A 17,389-nucleotide genomic window follows, 5' to 3' on the forward strand; every position below is an offset into this window, starting at 1 on the left:
AATGCCTAAATACATTGCCAAAATATAGTGTAATTATAATCATATTATTGGTGTGATTTATTACAACTGATGAATGCGAAAGGGGATGCTGGGTTAATCCTAATTAGGTAACAACACGATACGTAAAATTTAGGGTAAAATACGCTCTCCAAGCCGCATAAGCGCAAATGAATCTTAAAATTTCCTGGTTAATCAAAAGGTAAAATACATTGGCTCAATATGTTTATAGCATGCACAGGGTTGGTAAGATTGTTCCCCCGAAAAGGCATATTCTGAAAAATATCTCTCTAAGTTTTTTCCCCGGAGCAAAAATTGGTGTTCTTGGCCTTAATGGTGCAGGTAAGTCAACCTTGCTGCGCATTATGGCAGGTATTGATAAAGATATTGAGGGCGAAGCTCGCCCACAACCTGGCATTAAAATTGGGTATTTGCCGCAGGAACCTAAGCTCAATCCTGAACATACTGTGCGTGAAGCAGTGGAAGAAGCCGTTAGCGAAGTTAAAAATGCACTGACACGCCTTGATGAAGTTTATGCGGCTTATGCTGATCCTGATGCGGATTTCGATAAGCTGGCAAAAGAGCAAGGTGAGCTGGAAGCTATTATCCAATCTCATGACGGACACAACTTGGATAACCAACTTGAGCGAGCGGCTGATGCTCTGCGCTTGCCTGCATGGGATGCCAAGATTGAACATCTGTCCGGGGGTGAACGCCGTCGTGTAGCTATCTGCCGCCTGCTGCTGGAAAAACCAGACATGCTGCTGCTCGACGAACCGACTAACCACCTTGACGCTGAATCTGTCGCGTGGCTGGAGCGCTTCCTGCATGATTATGAAGGCACCGTGGTTGCGATTACCCACGACCGTTACTTCCTTGATAACGTTGCGGGTTGGATCTTGGAACTTGACCGTGGTGAAGGTATTCCATGGGAAGGTAACTACTCTTCGTGGCTGGAGCAAAAAGATGCGCGTCTGGCACAGGAAGCCGCTTCAGAAGCGGCTCGTCGCAAATCCATTGAGAAAGAACTTGAGTGGGTTCGCCAAAATCCGAAAGGGCGTCAGGCAAAAGGCAAGGCACGTCTGGCTCGCTTTGAAGAGCTTAATAACGTTGAATATCAGAAACGTAATGAAACCAGTGAGCTGTTTATTCCACCTGGCCCACGTTTGGGTGACAAGGTACTGGAAGTCACCAATCTAACGAAATCTTATGGTGATCGCGTTCTGATCGATAACTTAAGTTTCTCCCTGCCAAAAGGGGCGATTGTTGGGATCATCGGGCCGAACGGCGCGGGTAAATCAACGCTGTTCCGTATGTTGTCCAATCAGGAGCAACCGGATTCTGGCTCAATTACACTGGGTGAAACCGTTAAATTGGCTTCTGTTGATCAGTTCCGTGACAACATGGATGACAGCAAAACCGTTTGGGAAGAAGTTTCTGGTGGTCAGGACATCATGCGTATCGGCAACTTTGAAATTCCAAGCCGTGCGTATGTTGGGCGCTTTAACTTCAAAGGGGTAGATCAGGGCAAGCGCGTCGGTGAGTTATCTGGTGGTGAACGTGGTCGTCTGCATTTATCCAAGCTGCTACAAGTTGGCGGCAACATGTTACTGCTGGACGAACCAACCAACGATTTGGATATTGAAACACTGCGCGCATTGGAAAACGCCTTGTTGGAATTCCCGGGCTGCGCAATGGTTATTTCCCATGACCGTTGGTTCCTTGACCGTATCGCGACGCACATCATTGACTATCAGGATGAAGGCAAGGTGTCCTTCTTTGAAGGAAACTTCAGCGAATACGAAGATTACAAGAAGCGGACTCTGGGAGCTGAAGCGCTGGAGCCTCACCGCATTAAGTATAAGAAAATCAGCAAATAAGCTGGATAGAAAAAACGGCCTGATAGCAGGCCGTTTTTTACTAATCATGACTCGTTTTGATATACCCATCGTCTTTCAAGTTGCCGCTTTGTTGGCTGCGCTCATTCACCCCAGTCACATAGTGAGCTATGCTTCTGGGGGTTCATTCCCTTGCCGTCGCGCTGCATCTTGAAATCCATTGGGTATAACTATTTCACTACTGCACTAAAACTCGCTGATCCAGCATAGGCTCATACGTTTTAATGGCTTTTCCACTGGCTAACGTGATAATGCTATCCGCATGTCGTATCAGGCGGCTATCCTGTGAAGCGATGACAACCGTGCCTTTCTGTTCATGTGCAATAAACTTAAAGATGTTAATGAACGTCTGAAATGCTTGATGATCTAGATTACGTGTCGGATCATCGGCAAATAAATATTCCGGTCTTCTGACTATGGCTTTTGCCATTGCAGCCAGTTGTTTCTCGTTTTCAGACAGTTCCCCTGGGTAATAACGGCTTTTATCGCCTAATTTCACAATATCCAACGATTTTTGTGCGATGTTTTCTGCTTGCTCACGAGGAAGCGATAATCCATAAGAAGTTGATAATAACAAGTTATCTAACAGCGTGAGTTCACTGAATAAATTGAAATCTTGGAAAATGAACCCACTATTTTCAGCATGAAATTTGCCTAATTCTATATCATCCATTAGTTTCAACTTGTTATTATTAATTAATACATCTCCTTGATCTGGTTGTAACATACCCGAAGTAATCGACAATATTGTGCGGTTAGTCGATGCTCTCGGCCCTGTTATCAAAGTAATTTCACCTGGTATAATAGAAAATGTGATATCTGAAATCATTTCATGATTAACTGTAGTATCAGTTAAACCATATGAAATATTGATAACCTCAATCGATTTAAATTGATTTAAGTTCATATTCTCAACACAATTAGGTTAAAAGATTAAAGCTTTTTCCTTAACATATGCTGTCTAAGTTTCTTCGCAATAACACTAATGTCCATCTGGTATTGTACGAATAAAAATAGTCTATATGTGAAACATCTTCATTACGGATATGCTCATCTTATGTCAATTATTATTTACAATGACTATCTAATAAATGAGATATTTCTTAGTCTTAGAATAAAAAATCAAGAATGTTAATTAATTATGCTTAAAGGCAAACTAAATAAAAATAGCATAAATTCTTCTGTCTTTATTCCATTTTGATAATAAGGAAAAAAGTCATTTTATATTTCATTAATATTTTAATGTTATCTTGGTATTACCTCCATTATCGTTTAAAACACCCAGAATATTTGTGGGATTATTACTGCCTAATAAATTTTATATAAATAAATCAATAGGTCTGTTCATTAAATGACTTATTTCTCTGCAATTCAAGTCAAAACAGTAAAATTAAAGTATCAAAAAATATTATTATCACAATTTATTTTATTACCATTGTAAAAATAACTACAGTAAACATTTAATTAAATGCTTATACAGAATAAACATAAGACAATAAAAGTTACAATGGATAATAAATGACTATCAATTAATCGTGATAATAATATAAGTGTAATCTATTTTATATATAAATGTTAGTTACCCCATTAACATTTGTTGAACGAGCTCAACACAGCGTAGAAAACGTTGATCATAGTCTGGTGAATTGACACAAACATAATCAATATTATTTTTCTTCAATAAACTTTCAAGTAAATCTTGAAACTCCTTGCGATCCCGTTCGCTGCCTAAACTTCTTAAGCTATCAGCTACCCATGGAGTATTGTTCTCTAAAAGTATAACTAAATCAAAGCGATACTCATCAATCATTGCCTGAACAAAAGGATGTTCTTTTCCTTCATAGCGTTTGCAAAATGCTTGCGTTGTCACGAAATCCGTGTCAATAAAAGCCGCTTTGTTAGCATATTTAACTGAAAAATCAATATATTGAGCATGACCTAGTGCAATTTTATCGTAATCTGAGTATTGTAAGGCCATTTCGTCACCTCCCAGATGGGAAAAGACATATTCTCGCCCATATTCCCATGCGCTGGTGGTGTTAAACATATTGGCCAGTTTGTTCACCAACGTAGACTTTCCGCTTGATTCACCGCCAAGAATGGCAACTTTACGTACAAAGAAAGGCTTCACTTCCGTAGGGATGTACTCCCAATAGCGGAAAGGGGCCTGACGAATTTGGCTGCCGCTGATATTCATAAAAGAGCGCTGTGGGTCAATAAGCACGGTTTCAATGCCGAAATGCTCTTTATAACGGGAAACATCCTGTGCTTCACTGGAATAGATGTATTCAGGCGTTATCCCTTTTGCTGACATGAATGCTTTCACGCCCTTACTCCAGGTTTCCCAGCCATTTGGATAGGGTTCCATGCCCTGTTCATCAAACGCGTGAATATGAATATTCTTTTGGTATTTGAACGTTTGCAGTAACCATCTCAAACGGTCACTGACCGTTGGTTGCTGGGACATCGAACTGTTGATGAATAGCTCACGATCACGCATTTCGTCATAGCAAAGCACGACATGTAATTCATCAACTTGACTGGATGCTCTTTGAATCAGATAAATGTGTCCCGTATGTAACGGGTAAAATTTACCAAACACGACGCCGATCGTTTTCTTTTCCATGGGATATGCCAATCCTAGATATTGATGAAGAGAAGCCAGTTTCTGTGCGCTGGGACTCTTTATTTTGTCGTTAATGAGTTGGCTAAGGTAGCCTTTTGTCATACCGCTGGCATCAGCAACTTGCTGTAACGTGTAACCAGCTTGTTTAATAGCCTCTTTCAAGTAGTCAAATTGTCTCATATAACCTCCCTTTGTGTTTAGTATACTAAACAAAATAGCATGCTCGTCGTGAAAGGTAAAAACAAAATGAGTCGTTTATTGAGGCTTTGGGATGAAACGCTGCTATTTCAAAAACTGTAAGTGTTTAAAATTGGATAATCAAATATAGGTATAAAATTAAAAAATCAAATACTACATTATTGGTTGATTCGTAAAATCAATGGCAATGCAGATTGTGGAATTTTTATTGAATAGGGTTAGTCACTTCCCTAATCGTTATAAATTAATTTATATAACCGTATGTCAGACAAATTTCATCATGCTTTTATGGACAATAAACCACAGTATTCAGTAAAAGTATAGGGGGTAAATACTATAATCTTCAATAAATTGATTTTTTATCTAAATAGAGTGAATAAAAATTTCTTCTGAAATTTTGTTATTTCGCTTATGTTAATTAGGAATAATCTGAATTTTGGGGTTTCGTATTAAAATACGAAAAACTTAAATGGATGAGGAAAGAATGCTAATTTTATTGCCTGCCTTATTTAATATGTGACGGCAGGCAATATATATTATAGATAATTAGGAAAAATACCTAGATCTAAAATGAACGAGAGATTGTTTAATTATCCAAATCATCTAAAACTGATAACGCATCGGCCAGTTTTTTGACACCGAATACTTTCATGTTTGGTAATGACTTTTTCGGCATATTAGCGTGGGGAACAATTGCACGTTTAAATCCATGCTTGGCTGCCTCTGAAATACGCTCCTGACCACTGGGAACGGGACGAATTTCACCAGCCAGACCAACCTCACCAAACACCACGAGATCACGGGGTAAAGGACGATCACGGAAACTGGACACTAAAGAGAGCAGTAACGCAAGGTCAGCACTCGTTTCCGTCACTTTCACACCGCCCACGACGTTAACAAAAACATCCTGATCAGCCATTTGCAAACCACCGTGCCGATGCAGGACAGCCAGCAGAATAGCCAGCCTATTTTGCTCAAGCCCTACTGCTACGCGACGTGGGTTTGACATCATGGAGTGGTCTACCAGCGCCTGAATTTCAACCAGCAAAGGGCGGGTCCCTTCCCACACAATCATGACGGAACTGCCTGAAGTGATCTCATCGCCCCGACTCAGGAAAATGGCGGAAGGGTTGTTCACTTCCCGCAACCCTTGTTCGGTCATCGCGAACACACCCAGTTCATTGACGGCTCCAAAACGGTTTTTATGGCTTCGCAGAGTACGAAAACGAGAATCTGCTTCGCCATCAAGCATAACGGAACAGTCTATACAGTGTTCAAGTACTTTGGGGCCAGCCAAAGAACCATCTTTTGTTACATGCCCAACCATGATAATGGCAACACCACGGGTTTTAGCGAATCGGGTCAGGTAAGCCGCAGTTTCCCTCACTTGGGCTACGCTACCCGGTGAAGATTGAATATCTGCCATGTGCATAACCTGAATTGAGTCTATTACCATGAGCTTGGGCTGTTCTTGTTCTGCAATCAGGCAAATCTGCTCAATGCTGGTTTCTGACAGCATGTTCAATTTATCCGTCGGCAATCCCAGACGATGTGCCCGCATTGCTACCTGTTGTAATGATTCTTCCCCTGTTACATACAACGTTTTCATCTGTGTCGATAATTGACACATGGTTTGTAAGAGCAGGGTACTTTTCCCCGCTCCGGGATTACCACCAATCAAAATAGCACTGCCGGGAACCACGCCACCACCGAGAACACGATCAAATTCTTTAAATCCGGTTGAGAAACGGGGAAGTTCTTCCAGACTGATATCTGAAAGTTTTTGAACTTTACTGATGCCCGCATCTCCGGCATAGCCACTGAAACGTTCAGTGCGGGAAGAGGAAGCAGCGGCTAAACGCACTTCCGTAATCGTATTCCATGCGTGGCATGCGGTACATTGCCCCTGCCAGCGGGGATAATCCGCGCCACATTCGTTACAGACAAATGCCCGTTTTGCTGCTTTTGCCACTCTATGCTTCCTTAATATGTTGATTGTTAATGGGGGTGATTGCTGACTGCTAATATTAGCGCTCTTCGTGCTTCAAGCCGCCACTCAATACACACAAAACACCCATCAAATCTGCATGGCGGATCGCAACTTTAGCCTGTGCATACACTTTAGGTTTGGCATGATAGGCAATGCCCAATCCTGCTTTGCGGATCATTTTCAGATCATTGGCGCCATCCCCAATCGCGACAGTTTGACTGAGGGGAATATCCAGCTCTTTTGCCAGCCTTATCAAAGTAGTTGCCTTGTATTTTGCATCGACAATCGGCCCTTTGACTTTACCGGTCAGTTTGCCATCTCTGATCTCAAGTTGATTAGCGACGGCGGCAAACAGGCGCAGTTGCTGGCGAAGGTTATCGGCAAAGAAAGTAAAACCACCGGAAGCAATAGCGACATGCCAATCCAATGATTGTAACTTGCGGACAAGGCTGGTCAGCCCGGGCATAAGAGGAAGTGTGTCCATCACTTGCTGTAAGATTGCCGCATCAGCCCCTGCCAGTTGGGCGACTCGTTCGCGCAGGCTTTCTGAAAAATCCAGTTCACCCTGCATGGCCCGTTCTGTAATTGCCGCCACTTTATCGCCAACTCCCGCCAGACGGGCAATTTCATCTATACATTCGATTTGGATTGCGGTCGAATCCATATCCATCACCAATAAGCCGGGTGAACGCAGGCGAGGGATTTGCCCTAGCGGAACAACATCCAGACGGCACTCATCCGCCAATCGTTTAATGCGAGGTGAAAGACTGCCGGCAATACGAACAACTTGATAATCATCAATACGCCATGAAGATACCACCACAATAGCGACCCCAAGCCGGTGCTGAAAATCGCTGATACGTTGTTTATCCAAACCTCGTCCATACAGCAACCAGCCGCTGTCTCCTGCTCGGTAATCCAGAGGCATAACCTCATCACCACTAAGGGATAGCGGTAACCCCGGCCATTTATGGATCTCATCCGGTAAGTAACGATAGGCCAGATTATTAGACATGAACTTCGACTCCTGTAATTCCATGCAATTTTGGCAAGCGAAAAATGCTTTTCAAACTATCCTATCAGTACAGCATCTGGCAACATGTGCTTTCCGATCATGGGATGGGATAACAATGATTAAAGCAAAGCTAAAATTTCGACTGCACAAGACGGCGATTATTTTAATATGTATAGCACTGTTGGTTCTGCTGATGCAGGGTGTTTCCTATTTCAGCCGCTCCCAACAGCAGGCCCATATGGATCAGTTTGAGGATTTGGCGAAAACATTGGCAAAACAGGTCGCATTCAGCTTGGCTGATTATATGGAGAATGGTAGCAAAGATCTTAATAATAAAAAGATTGTCGCTAATTTGGATTACTTGACCAGCAACAGCCGCATTCTGGATGCCAGTGTTTATCTGGAAAATGGAACGCAGATTGCACGCAGTGGTGAGCCAATTTCTGTCCGTGAACGATTGGCGCTGGAAGGTAAAAAATCCAGTAGCTATTTCAATCAGCAAATCGTTGTCCCTATACCGGGGAAAGATTCTCCGCAGGGTTTTCTTCGTCTGACACTGGATACCCATAGATTGGCAACAGAAGCTAAGCAGGTTGATAACACCACTAACTTACTTCGGATCATGCTCCTGCTGGCTTTGGCGATTGGCTTTATTCTGGCCCATAATTTACTGCAACTGGCACCCAGCCGTTGGCAACAGTCTCCTTATCTTTTGACTGCGAATACCAAATCAACGGATGAAAAAAACGATGAGAACGGCTCTTCCCGTTAACCGATTTTGATATCGAAACTGATTGGTGCCACCATTTCCACCCGCCTCCGTTGAGCAGTTCATGCGGAGGTACCGGGAATTCGGTTGTTTTATCCATTGACGAAAAATATTCTTTAATGTTCTTCATAAGTCGCTTTCCCATAGTACCGCTTGAAGCAAATGGAATAGATCACCCCATGCAGTAATGCAATGAGAACTGCGCCATAGAACACGATCGGTCTATGGGACATGGCAACATGTACAATCGGTAACTTGTCGAAGCGGAAGATGTACATGTGAAAAGCGATAGCGGCTATTGCCAGCATCATGCCTGCCGCATTGTGATGGATCAGGTGTGATAACAGGAACCACCTCAAGGCAAAGAAAAAAGGGATAAGCATGAATAAAGAAATAACTATGTAAATCATCATCATTTCCTTAAGTATTTTTTAAAAGGATTAATGAAAATAGATATATCAATGACTGTCACAAATTCCGTTAATATTAATTACCTATTTAATATATTGACTATTTAACTTTGCAAAGTAAGTTTAGGACATCAATCATACATAAATAGTAAACATAGTTATTATTAGCAATATTTGTTTTGTTAATGAGTTATGGTGTTTTAAGAGGGACGGTTCAGATCATGCTTCCGACCTGAACCCTGTGGGAAAACAGAATTCAGGTCTATTGGAAGGGATTGGATTAGGTCGGTGGGTATACATTAAAATTTATTGTAATCATCAGGATTTGGGCCTATTCGCTTACCAATATCCAATTCGGCCATGGCTGTTAGATCTTCTTTTTCCAACCTGAAATCAAATACATCAAAATTTTCTTTGATACGGGAAGGTGTCACAGATTTAGGAATGACAATCATGCCACATTCGAGATGCCAGCGAATCACGATTTGCGCTGGTGTTTTGCTGTACTTCATTGCTAATCGTTCAACCAATGGGGAGTTAAAAACATCTTTTCCACCGCGTGATAGTGGGCTCCAGGACTCAGTGGTAATATGGTGGGTGGCATTCCATGAATGGAGTTGCCGCTGTTGCATCAGGGGATGAAGTTCAATTTGGTTGATCGTGGGAACCACACCTGTTTCCAACATTATTTTCTGTAAGTGTTCAATGTGAAAATTACAAACACCAATACTGCGAGTCAATCCGGCTTCTTTCAGTTCAATAAGCTGTCTCCACGCATCCACATAATGATCCTGTTCGGGAACAGGCCAATGAATGAGATAGAGATCAACATAGTCTAGCTGTAATCTATCCAAACTTTCCTGTAATGCAGTGCCGGCATCCAAATGACGATCATTCCAAAGTTTGGTGGTGATAAAAATTTCTTCACGTGGAATGGCACTTTCTTTCAAGGCTCTTCCGACACCTTCTTCATTATGATAAATCGCTGCTGTATCAATAGAACGATAGCCCACTTCTAATGCGGTGTGGATAGCCCCAACAACCTGCTCATTACTCGCTTTCCAAACCCCAAGCCCCAGTTGTGGCATGTGATTCTCATCGACGAGTTTAATAATTGTTTGCTGACCCATTCTAACCTCCTTCAGATTTGGTGTTTCAGATGGACGCCTCATAAATGCGCTTACTGACATCAAGCGTAATATCTTGATGTTCTCCAAGGGCAACCAAACCTTGTTGTTCTAGTTTTTTGATCATGGCTGGAATAGAATTTCCATCAAGCTGATAATCAGAAAGTGTTTAATTTTTTTGTTGATAAGCTAATGAATAGAAAAGTATTCGTTTTCAGTCAGATAGCGTTTTTTCGCAAGAATGTTAAAACGGTAAGTGTGTTTACTTATTTTTTTTTGATGATGTTCTCTTGTGACGCCAGTACATCAACAGAGAAGCAGACAGTCCACTAATCAACAGAACGACAGGCAAAATCACCAGAATATTCATGACCAGATCCTGATGTGCTTTGACAAAAGGGATCTGATTTAAGGTATAGCCAAAACCCACGATAATAATGACCCATAAGAAGCCACTTAACCAGTTAAAAAATTGAAAGCGTTTATTATTTAGACCAGAAATACCGGCAAATGTTGGCAAGAGAGTGCGAACAAACGCCAAAAAACGCCCGATGAGCAGCGCCGACAGACCGTGTTTGGTAAATAAGACATTAGCGCGTTGGCGATATTGTAAGGGAAGCTGAGCCAGCCAATCTTTGACAACACGAGTATGACCCAGCCAACGTCCTTGCAAATACCCTAACCAACATCCCAGGCTGGCGGCAATGGTCAGCAGAAGCACCGTGGGAATGAAGCTCATGACACCTTTGGCAATTAAGGCACCAGAAAGTATCAATAAGGTATCGCCGGGTAAAAAGGCTGCGGGTAATAGCCCATTTTCCAGTACAAGGGTGACAAAGAGGACACCATAAATAATCCAGATGACATCGGGATTGGCGAGTTGGTTAAAATCATGATGCCAGAGTGCATACACGATCTCGCTTAATGTTTCCATTGTTTATCCTGTGATTTTTGCAAGTAAACTAATTAATAAACAGATCTGTCCCAGTGTACCGCAAAATAGAGGGATGGGGGTTGATTTGATTCAGCATACGGAATTGAAAGGGATAAAACACAATCACGGCTGTCTGCAACGGAAAGACAGCCATGAGATTGGGTCATCGTTTTGTCAGGAAATTAACGACTTGCAAGGCGATCAAAACCCGCTTCCAGATCGTCCATTAAATCTTGTGGATCTTCCAGCCCGATGTGAAGGCGGAATAACGTGCCGGTTTTTTTCGGTGGATTGTAATGGCGTATCATTTGGATCAATTCAGGTTGCTTATCCAAAATCAATGACTCAAATCCTCCCCATGAAAACGCCATTTTAAAATGCTTCATATTATCAAGATAATCAGCGACTTGCTCAGGTGTAAGCTCAGTGTTCAGGAGAAAAGAAAACAGCCCGCAAGAGCCAGTGAAGTCGCGTTTAAAATAACGGTGCCCGGGGCAAGAAGGCAGGGCGGGATGATAAACTTCAGCCACTTCCGGCCGTTTTGCGAGCCACTTGGCAATTTTGATACTGTTTTTTTCCTGTTGTTTTAGACGAACAGCCAGCGTATGCAGCCCACGAGTTGCCATATAAACGGTATCGGGATCGGCAATCTGACCCAGTAGGTAAGATCGCTCTCTGAGCTGTTCCCAACATCGTGCATTGGCGACAGCGGTTCCCAGCATGCCATCTGAATGGCCGATGATATATTTTGTGGCGGATTGAACGGAAATATCGACACCAAACTCCAGAGCCTTAAACAGAATGCCGGCCGACCATGTATTGTCGATAATAATCACAATTTCAGGATTAACCTTACGGGCGGCACGCACAATAGCGGGAACATCCTGTACTTCCATCGTCAGAGAACCGGGAGACTCAAGAAAGAGCACCGTGGTATTGGGCTTAATCAGAGAAGCAATATCCTTGCCAATCATCGGATCAAAATAATCAGTAGTGATACCCATTTTCTTCAGAACTTTGTCGCAAAAAGCCTGTGATGGTTCATACGCATTTCCCGTCATCAAGACATGATCGCCGGTTTTTACAAAAGCCAGAATCGAATTAGTGACAGCGGCCGTACCGGAAGGATAGAGAGCACAGCCTGCACCGCCTTCCAGTTCAGTCATTGCATTCCGAAAGGCAAAATGCGTCATCGTGCCACGGCGTCCGTAGATTAATTCGCCTTTAGTGTGGTGCTTCAAAGCATGCTGCATGTGTTCCACAGAATCGAAAATGACAGATGATGTACGTTGAATAAGAGGATTAACGGCGCCCTGCGTATACTTTTTTTCCCTTCCTACATTGACCAATAAAGTTTCTAGTTTTTTTTCTGTCATGGATCTCATCCCCCCAAGTTAATTTTTGGCCAGCTTTTTTGGCCTACTTTCCCATGCCTAAACAGAACGGCTCAAACAGAACTGTGCAAATAATGATTAGAAAGTTAAAAGATTTGGTGTCGATTTGCCAAAGGGATTCGGGCAACTTGACGAAAATTCAAGGTGATCTGTTGAGAGGCTATCAGGAAGTATGAACAAAAATGTATCGTTTTTTAGCAATTTTTTATTAAATAGTAATGATAATTACTATCAAATCGTACAATGTCTGATATCATTTGCGGCGGACTTTTTTCCCTCTTGAGCTTATTTGAGGTGAGAAAGTAAAAAACATGACCCTGGTCATATTAGGATTAGCAAGATGAGTAAACGTGATTCACTGCTAAGTAACAGAATCTATAAAAAAGAGAGTAAGGCTAACTGATGCGTAATTTGACAGCTTCTATTCTATTGGCACTCGGATTAACAAGTTCAGCATGGGCTGATACAGCGCCAGCTGCGCCAGAAAATCAGGTTGCTGCTCAGGTAGCCGCTCCGGCAACACCAGCATCTTCCGCAGCGCCACAAGTGGCTGAACCGAAAACTGAAACACTATCAGCCACAGAAATATCATCAGCCGCAGAAACACCATCAGCCACAGAAACGAAATCCGAAACTCCGAATACAGCAGAAACTGGAGTTACCGAAACCGTGGCCACCAAAGCTGTTGTTGAACCAGTTACAGAAGAATCGGCCAGCCAATCCGGTGGGTTCGCAACCGATCTGTCTGTTTGGGGCATGTATAATAATGCAGATGTGGTCGTAAAAACGGTCATGGTAGGGTTGGTCATCGCCTCCGTCATCACATGGGCACTGTTTTTCTCCAAAGGTATGGAACTACTAATGGCGCGCCGTCGTTTACGCAAAGAACAACAGGCTTTGGCTGATGTCACCAATCTGGATGCGGCTGCGAAAATTGCAGCGGATTTTGGTAAGCAAAGTATCAGCCGTTTGTTGTTGAGCGAAGCACAGTCAGAGCGTGCGCTGTCTGCTGAAAGCGCTGACAAGGCAGGAACCAAAGAGCGAACTGCATTCCGTATGGAACGTGCCGTTGCAGCAATCAGTCGCCATATGGGGCGTGGTAACGGCTATCTGGCGACCATTGGCGCAATTTCCCCGTTTGTCGGGTTGTTCGGAACTGTTTGGGGGATCATGAACAGCTTTATCGGGATTGCCCATTCACAAACCACTAACCTGGCGGTTGTTGCACCGGGTATTGCGGAAGCTTTGCTGGCGACAGCTTTGGGTCTGGTGGCGGCGATCCCTGCGGTAGTCATTTATAACGTTTTTGCCCGTGTTATTTCCTCATACCGTGGGCAAGTGGGAGATACGGCGGCTCAGGCAGTCCTGTTGTTGGGCCGCGATCTTGATCTGGCTGAAAGCAAAGCAGAAAAAGCAGAAGCAAGGTAATAAACTATGGCAATACGTCTTAATGAAGATTTGGACGATAGCGGTGAACTGCATGAAATTAACGTCACGCCATTTATTGACGTGATGTTGGTGCTGCTGATTATTTTCATGGTAGCTGCGCCACTGGCAACGGTAGATATCAAAGTCAATTTGCCGGCCTCATCTGCTAAACCGCAACCCCGACCAGAAAAACCGGTATTTTTGACTGTGAAAGCGGATCATCAACTCTATGTGGGTGAGCAACAGGTTGATCGCGATACCTTATCCTCGGTATTGGATCAAACTACGCAATCCAACAAAGAAACCACGATTTTCTTTCAGGCAGATAAATCCGTGGATTATGAAACATTGATGAGTGTGATGGATTCTCTGCGCAAAGCGGGTTACCTCAAAGTTGGGCTGGTGGGAATGGAATCTGTTGCTGCCCAATAAACCTCCTTCATGCGATCCAATGATGATTTAGCGTGATAAACATGAACTGCCCAATTAGCTATTTGGGCAGTTCAGCTTTCTGTAGTCTCTCCTGTTGATGATATACCTAAAATAAATCCCCTTGTTACCCTCAATGCAATTTGAAATATGAAGAGTAAGAACCGATTGAAATTGGTTATAAATTAGTCATAATAACCTTTATATTGGCATTATGTTTTTTATTTGTTTTCATTCAGTTGAATGAAGTTCTGTGTATTAAAAATAGTTAATGAATATTGTTTTTACTTCATTGCCCGATATTCACATTTTTATGTTTACACTGGTTAAAGTTATTGTTCTGTTATTTTGTTTTATTGTGACAATATCTTCTGAATAGGGTGGTGTAAAAGATAAAAAGCACATTATATAATATATCAATAATAAATATTAATAATGGATTAAATAACTGTAAATTTGGATTTTTTAAAAGATAAATAAATTGAGTTTTAGTTTTATCGATATGCTCAAATAATAAAAATAAATAAAATAAAAAAATGGATAAAAAATATATTACTAGATGAAAATATTGTCTTTTCACATTAAGGGTAACTTGATTGCACATATTGAAATGATAATAAAATAAAAATGTTTTCAGATAGATAAATGCGAAGTTTAATTAACATTAAATTAAACCAGCGACACTAACGGAGAACGATATGTCATTAAATAACAGTTTGGCAGAAAATAAGATCCCTGTATCAGAAGTTCCTGCAGTTACCTTAAAAATATTGACCGGTCAGGTAGAAGGTGCTGCTCGTCCGGGAGGTATCTTTACTAAAGAAGATCTCATTAGTATTAAATTGTATGTTAAACGTGGTTTGGCGCTTCCTTATACTTTGGAAGAAGTTAAGCAATATATCGGTTATAACGACATTGATATTGATGGTTTAAAACCCGCAAATATGACGACTTTGTTTAAAGGCATTCATGACCATACACTGAGCTGGAGTGGTGTAGAAAGCAATGTTCAACAGCAAAGTATCGATTTGGAAAATGCTGGCAGACAAATTACTGAAACGGGCGGGGATATCATCAACATTATTGATCAGATGCCGATTATTGAACGTGTAAAGACAAAATTGGGTGATTTAACTGATAAACAACTCGCTGAAATCACTTATACCAATGATGATAAAGAAATCGCGGTTGAATTGGGTAATATTCTTGAAAGCATGAAGAAGGATATTAAAAAACAGCAGGAAAATACCCAACGAGTTAGAAATGCGGTAACCGATTTTAAAATCACCTTGATTGGCGGGGAATTATCAAATGGTAATCAAGCAGAAGGGTTACAGCCACAGGTCAAGAATAAAAAAGATCTGATGGATAAGAATAAACTTTCTACCACCATCAAAGAGCTGCAAAATAAAATCGACAATAAAAACAGTGAAATTGAACAACTCAAAAAAGACTACGATAAATACGTTGGTCTGGCATTTTCGGGAATGGCAGGAGGCATTATTGGTTGGGCGATTACTGGCGGTATTTTTGGTGACAAAGCAGAAAAAGCACGTAAACGTAAAAATGAATTGATTGAGGAAGTTAACGGTTTGCAAGAGCAAGTTAAAGGTAAAAGTGCATTGCAGACTGCGATTCAGAATTTATCCCTCAATTTTAGTGACATGGATATTCGTATGGCAGATGCAGAAGTGGCCCTAAACCATTTGGACTTCATGTGGAATACCATGCTAACACAAATTACGACTTCAAAAGATAAATTTGCCGAAATTAATGATGCGTTGAAACTCACTTCTTTTGTGGTGACGTTTAAGCAAGTTATTAGTCCTTGGAAAGAGGTTCAGGGTTCTGCTGCTAAATTGGTTAAAACTTTCGATGAGGCATTGGCAGAATATAGAAAAAGCCATAGCTGATTTCTTCTTGAATAAAGAATTTATAAAATAAAAAGGAATATTAAAATGACTGAAAAGAATACCTCACAAAAAGAAACCCTGTATCCAGAAATCAATATCAAGTCTCTGAATCAGGCGGCAAATACGATTTGGCTTTTGGCTGAGCGGCAAACATCTGGTATTGAAATTATTGGGGAAAAAGTTGAGCGAGTCAGGCTCTATAGCCGTGATCTCAATGAATCGGTTCGTGATTCCCTGGCACAATTAACGCCGGTACTCAGTCAGTTTGCTAAGGGAGAGACTTTCCAAACGATTAGCCAAATTGATGAGGCTTTGGTAACCCCTGATTTGAGCGACGATGATCGCAATGCCTTACTGGAAGAACGTAATCAATTGATCGAGAAATTATCAAAAGATATCGATAGTGTGATTATCAATTTCAGTGGCAGAACCAGCCAACTGACCGGAAAAATTAATGATATTAGCAACATGGTGATTGCAGAGCGCTTGGGAGATCTTGTGGCGCAAACGGAATCCAAAAAAGCAGAATTACAGAGTGAGATCGAGAATAAAGCAGAAAAAAGAAAAAAACTGGATGAAGATCGGGAGAAGATCATCGAAAGTCAGGATGTTATTCGCGCAAATAATATCGCAGATATGTTTAAAGATTTTATTCCCAGCGCCAGTGATATTGATGGTTTAGACTTTACCCAACCTAAAAAAGAAGCCATTAAACAGGCGATTAAACAAGGTGTTGAGATTGCCAGAAAAATATTGGGTAAAATTTCTGAAGGATTGAAATACTCAGAACTGGCAGATGCCAGAATGAAACTCAGTGATCAAATCGATCAGGTAATGAAAGAAACTGACGCACTGAAAACGACATTACAGGAAACAGAACAGCGGATTTCCGGCCTAAAAGATGTGATACAAATCGACGCAGAACGCGCCATTCTTCTTTCAGAAGCAGCTAAACTGGAGCATGCTTGGAACGAATTTGCGACCCAATTACACAGTTTGTCCGGTAATAAAGTTGTTCAGAAGGATCTGACGAACCTGATAAATGGTCAACTGGACTTCCTGAAAAATTTGGCAGAACAATATAATAAGCTGAAATAATCATTATTTTCTTTTTCTGATAATAAAAGGCTGGAAACATATATCCAGCCTTATTTTTATGTAATGTCCCGTCCTAAATAAAGTTGACACTTTCCTTCATCTCTTTAGGAGAGTGTTATGAAATCAGAAAGTAAACGTACCCAGTGTGATTATTCATTGGCTT

At 41.6% G+C, this 17,389-nt stretch carries 14 protein-coding genes and 1 pseudogene; 6 read left to right on the forward strand and 9 right to left on the reverse strand.

Annotated features, from left to right (window positions below; genetic code table 11):
- The first annotated feature begins 209 nt into the window (after nucleotides 1–209).
- A complete protein-coding gene (gene ettA, locus Xmir_RS15690) occupies nucleotides 210–1,877 on the forward strand; it encodes an energy-dependent translational throttle protein EttA (RefSeq protein WP_099115126.1) in 1,668 nt (555 codons plus the stop codon).
- A 196-nt stretch (nucleotides 1,878–2,073) separates the two neighbouring features.
- On the opposite strand, the gene Xmir_RS15695 is transcribed toward ettA, so the two are convergent.
- The 4 genes from Xmir_RS15695 to serB all read right to left on the reverse strand — a co-directional run bounded on the left by Xmir_RS15695 (nucleotide 2,074) and on the right by serB (nucleotide 7,724).
- Complete coding sequence (locus tag Xmir_RS15695) at nucleotides 2,074–2,802, reverse strand: ATP-binding cassette domain-containing protein (RefSeq protein WP_099115127.1); 729 nt, start codon at nucleotides 2,800–2,802, stop codon at nucleotides 2,074–2,076.
- Nucleotides 2,803–3,474: 672 nt separating this feature from the next.
- Entirely contained in the window at nucleotides 3,475–4,701 is a 1,227-nt protein-coding gene (nadR, locus tag Xmir_RS15700; RefSeq protein WP_099115128.1) for a multifunctional transcriptional regulator/nicotinamide-nucleotide adenylyltransferase/ribosylnicotinamide kinase NadR, read from the reverse strand.
- A 604-nt stretch (nucleotides 4,702–5,305) separates the two neighbouring features.
- Nucleotides 5,306–6,691, reverse strand: coding sequence for a DNA repair protein RadA (gene radA, locus Xmir_RS15705; RefSeq protein WP_099115129.1), 1,386 nt, complete (start codon nucleotides 6,689–6,691; stop codon nucleotides 5,306–5,308).
- 55 nt (nucleotides 6,692–6,746) lie between these two features.
- On the reverse strand, nucleotides 6,747–7,724 hold the full coding sequence (gene serB / locus Xmir_RS15710) for a phosphoserine phosphatase (protein ID WP_099115130.1): 978 nt from the start codon (nucleotides 7,722–7,724) through the stop codon (nucleotides 6,747–6,749).
- A 115-nt stretch (nucleotides 7,725–7,839) separates the two neighbouring features.
- Here serB and Xmir_RS15715 point away from each other — a divergent pair, with 115 nt between their 5' ends.
- Nucleotides 7,840–8,496 carry a YtjB family periplasmic protein gene (locus Xmir_RS15715; protein WP_099115131.1) on the forward strand — a complete coding sequence of 219 codons (657 nt, stop codon included), beginning with the start codon at nucleotides 7,840–7,842 and terminating at the stop codon, nucleotides 8,494–8,496.
- Nucleotides 8,497–8,609: 113 nt separating this feature from the next.
- Here Xmir_RS15715 and Xmir_RS15720 read toward each other — a convergent pair whose 3' ends face one another.
- The 5 genes and pseudogenes from Xmir_RS15720 to metC form a co-directional block, all read right to left on the reverse strand.
- The gene (locus Xmir_RS15720; protein ID WP_047964840.1) at nucleotides 8,610–8,903 is read right to left on the reverse strand and encodes a hypothetical protein; all 294 of its coding nucleotides are present in this window, start codon (nucleotides 8,901–8,903) and stop codon (nucleotides 8,610–8,612) included.
- A gap of 299 nt (nucleotides 8,904–9,202) precedes the next feature.
- Nucleotides 9,203–10,033: a 2,5-didehydrogluconate reductase DkgA gene (dkgA, locus tag Xmir_RS15725; RefSeq protein ID WP_099115132.1), complete on the reverse strand. Its 831-nt coding sequence runs from the start codon at nucleotides 10,031–10,033 to the stop codon at nucleotides 9,203–9,205.
- 25 nt (nucleotides 10,034–10,058) lie between these two features.
- Nucleotides 10,059–10,196: pseudogene (locus Xmir_RS15730) on the reverse strand (NADH-dependent alcohol dehydrogenase); the annotation flags it as partial.
- A gap of 96 nt (nucleotides 10,197–10,292) precedes the next feature.
- Nucleotides 10,293–10,964: a DedA family protein gene (locus tag Xmir_RS15735; protein WP_099115133.1), complete on the reverse strand. Its 672-nt coding sequence runs from the start codon at nucleotides 10,962–10,964 to the stop codon at nucleotides 10,293–10,295.
- Between the two features lie 182 nt (nucleotides 10,965–11,146).
- On the reverse strand, nucleotides 11,147–12,340 hold the full coding sequence (metC, locus tag Xmir_RS15740) for a cystathionine beta-lyase (RefSeq protein ID WP_099115134.1): 1,194 nt from the start codon (nucleotides 12,338–12,340) through the stop codon (nucleotides 11,147–11,149).
- A 420-nt stretch (nucleotides 12,341–12,760) separates the two neighbouring features.
- On the opposite strand from metC, the gene exbB reads away from it, so the two are divergent.
- The 4 genes from exbB to Xmir_RS15760 all read left to right on the forward strand — a co-directional run bounded on the left by exbB (nucleotide 12,761) and on the right by Xmir_RS15760 (nucleotide 17,226).
- Nucleotides 12,761–13,786, forward strand: a complete 1,026-nt coding sequence (gene exbB / locus Xmir_RS15745; protein ID WP_099115135.1) for a tonB-system energizer ExbB — start codon at nucleotides 12,761–12,763, stop codon at nucleotides 13,784–13,786.
- A 6-nt stretch (nucleotides 13,787–13,792) separates the two neighbouring features.
- Complete coding sequence (gene exbD, locus Xmir_RS15750) at nucleotides 13,793–14,218, forward strand: TonB system transport protein ExbD (RefSeq protein WP_099115136.1); 426 nt, start codon at nucleotides 13,793–13,795, stop codon at nucleotides 14,216–14,218.
- Nucleotides 14,219–14,913: 695 nt separating this feature from the next.
- The gene (locus Xmir_RS15755; RefSeq protein ID WP_099115137.1) at nucleotides 14,914–16,128 is read left to right on the forward strand and encodes an alpha-xenorhabdolysin family binary toxin subunit A; all 1,215 of its coding nucleotides are present in this window, start codon (nucleotides 14,914–14,916) and stop codon (nucleotides 16,126–16,128) included.
- Between the two features lie 45 nt (nucleotides 16,129–16,173).
- The gene (locus Xmir_RS15760) at nucleotides 16,174–17,226 is read left to right on the forward strand and encodes an alpha-xenorhabdolysin family binary toxin subunit B (RefSeq protein ID WP_099115138.1); all 1,053 of its coding nucleotides are present in this window, start codon (nucleotides 16,174–16,176) and stop codon (nucleotides 17,224–17,226) included.
- Nucleotides 17,227–17,389: the final 163 nt, after the last annotated feature.

The sequence above is a fragment of the Xenorhabdus miraniensis genome, assembly GCF_002632615.1.

Excerpts from the sequence above, each read along its gene's own strand:
- Xmir_RS15695 (WP_099115127.1), bottom strand. The coding sequence starts at position 2,802 with ATGAACTTAAATCAATTTAAATCGATTGAGGTTATCAATATTTCATAT.
- nadR (WP_099115128.1), bottom strand. The coding sequence starts at position 4,701 with ATGAGACAATTTGACTACTTGAAAGAGGCTATTAAACAAGCTGGTTAC.
- serB (WP_099115130.1), bottom strand. The coding sequence starts at position 7,724 with ATGTCTAATAATCTGGCCTATCGTTACTTACCGGATGAGATCCATAAA.
- Xmir_RS15715 (WP_099115131.1), top strand. The coding sequence starts at position 7,840 with ATGATTAAAGCAAAGCTAAAATTTCGACTGCACAAGACGGCGATTATT.
- Xmir_RS15720 (WP_047964840.1), bottom strand. The coding sequence starts at position 8,903 with ATGATTTACATAGTTATTTCTTTATTCATGCTTATCCCTTTTTTCTTT.
- dkgA (WP_099115132.1), bottom strand. The coding sequence starts at position 10,033 with ATGGGTCAGCAAACAATTATTAAACTCGTCGATGAGAATCACATGCCA.
- Xmir_RS15735 (WP_099115133.1), bottom strand. The coding sequence starts at position 10,964 with ATGGAAACATTAAGCGAGATCGTGTATGCACTCTGGCATCATGATTTT.
- metC (WP_099115134.1), bottom strand. The coding sequence starts at position 12,340 with ATGACAGAAAAAAAACTAGAAACTTTATTGGTCAATGTAGGAAGGGAA.
- exbB (WP_099115135.1), top strand. The coding sequence starts at position 12,761 with ATGCGTAATTTGACAGCTTCTATTCTATTGGCACTCGGATTAACAAGT.
- exbD (WP_099115136.1), top strand. The coding sequence starts at position 13,793 with ATGGCAATACGTCTTAATGAAGATTTGGACGATAGCGGTGAACTGCAT.
- Xmir_RS15755 (WP_099115137.1), top strand. The coding sequence starts at position 14,914 with ATGTCATTAAATAACAGTTTGGCAGAAAATAAGATCCCTGTATCAGAA.
- Xmir_RS15760 (WP_099115138.1), top strand. The coding sequence starts at position 16,174 with ATGACTGAAAAGAATACCTCACAAAAAGAAACCCTGTATCCAGAAATC.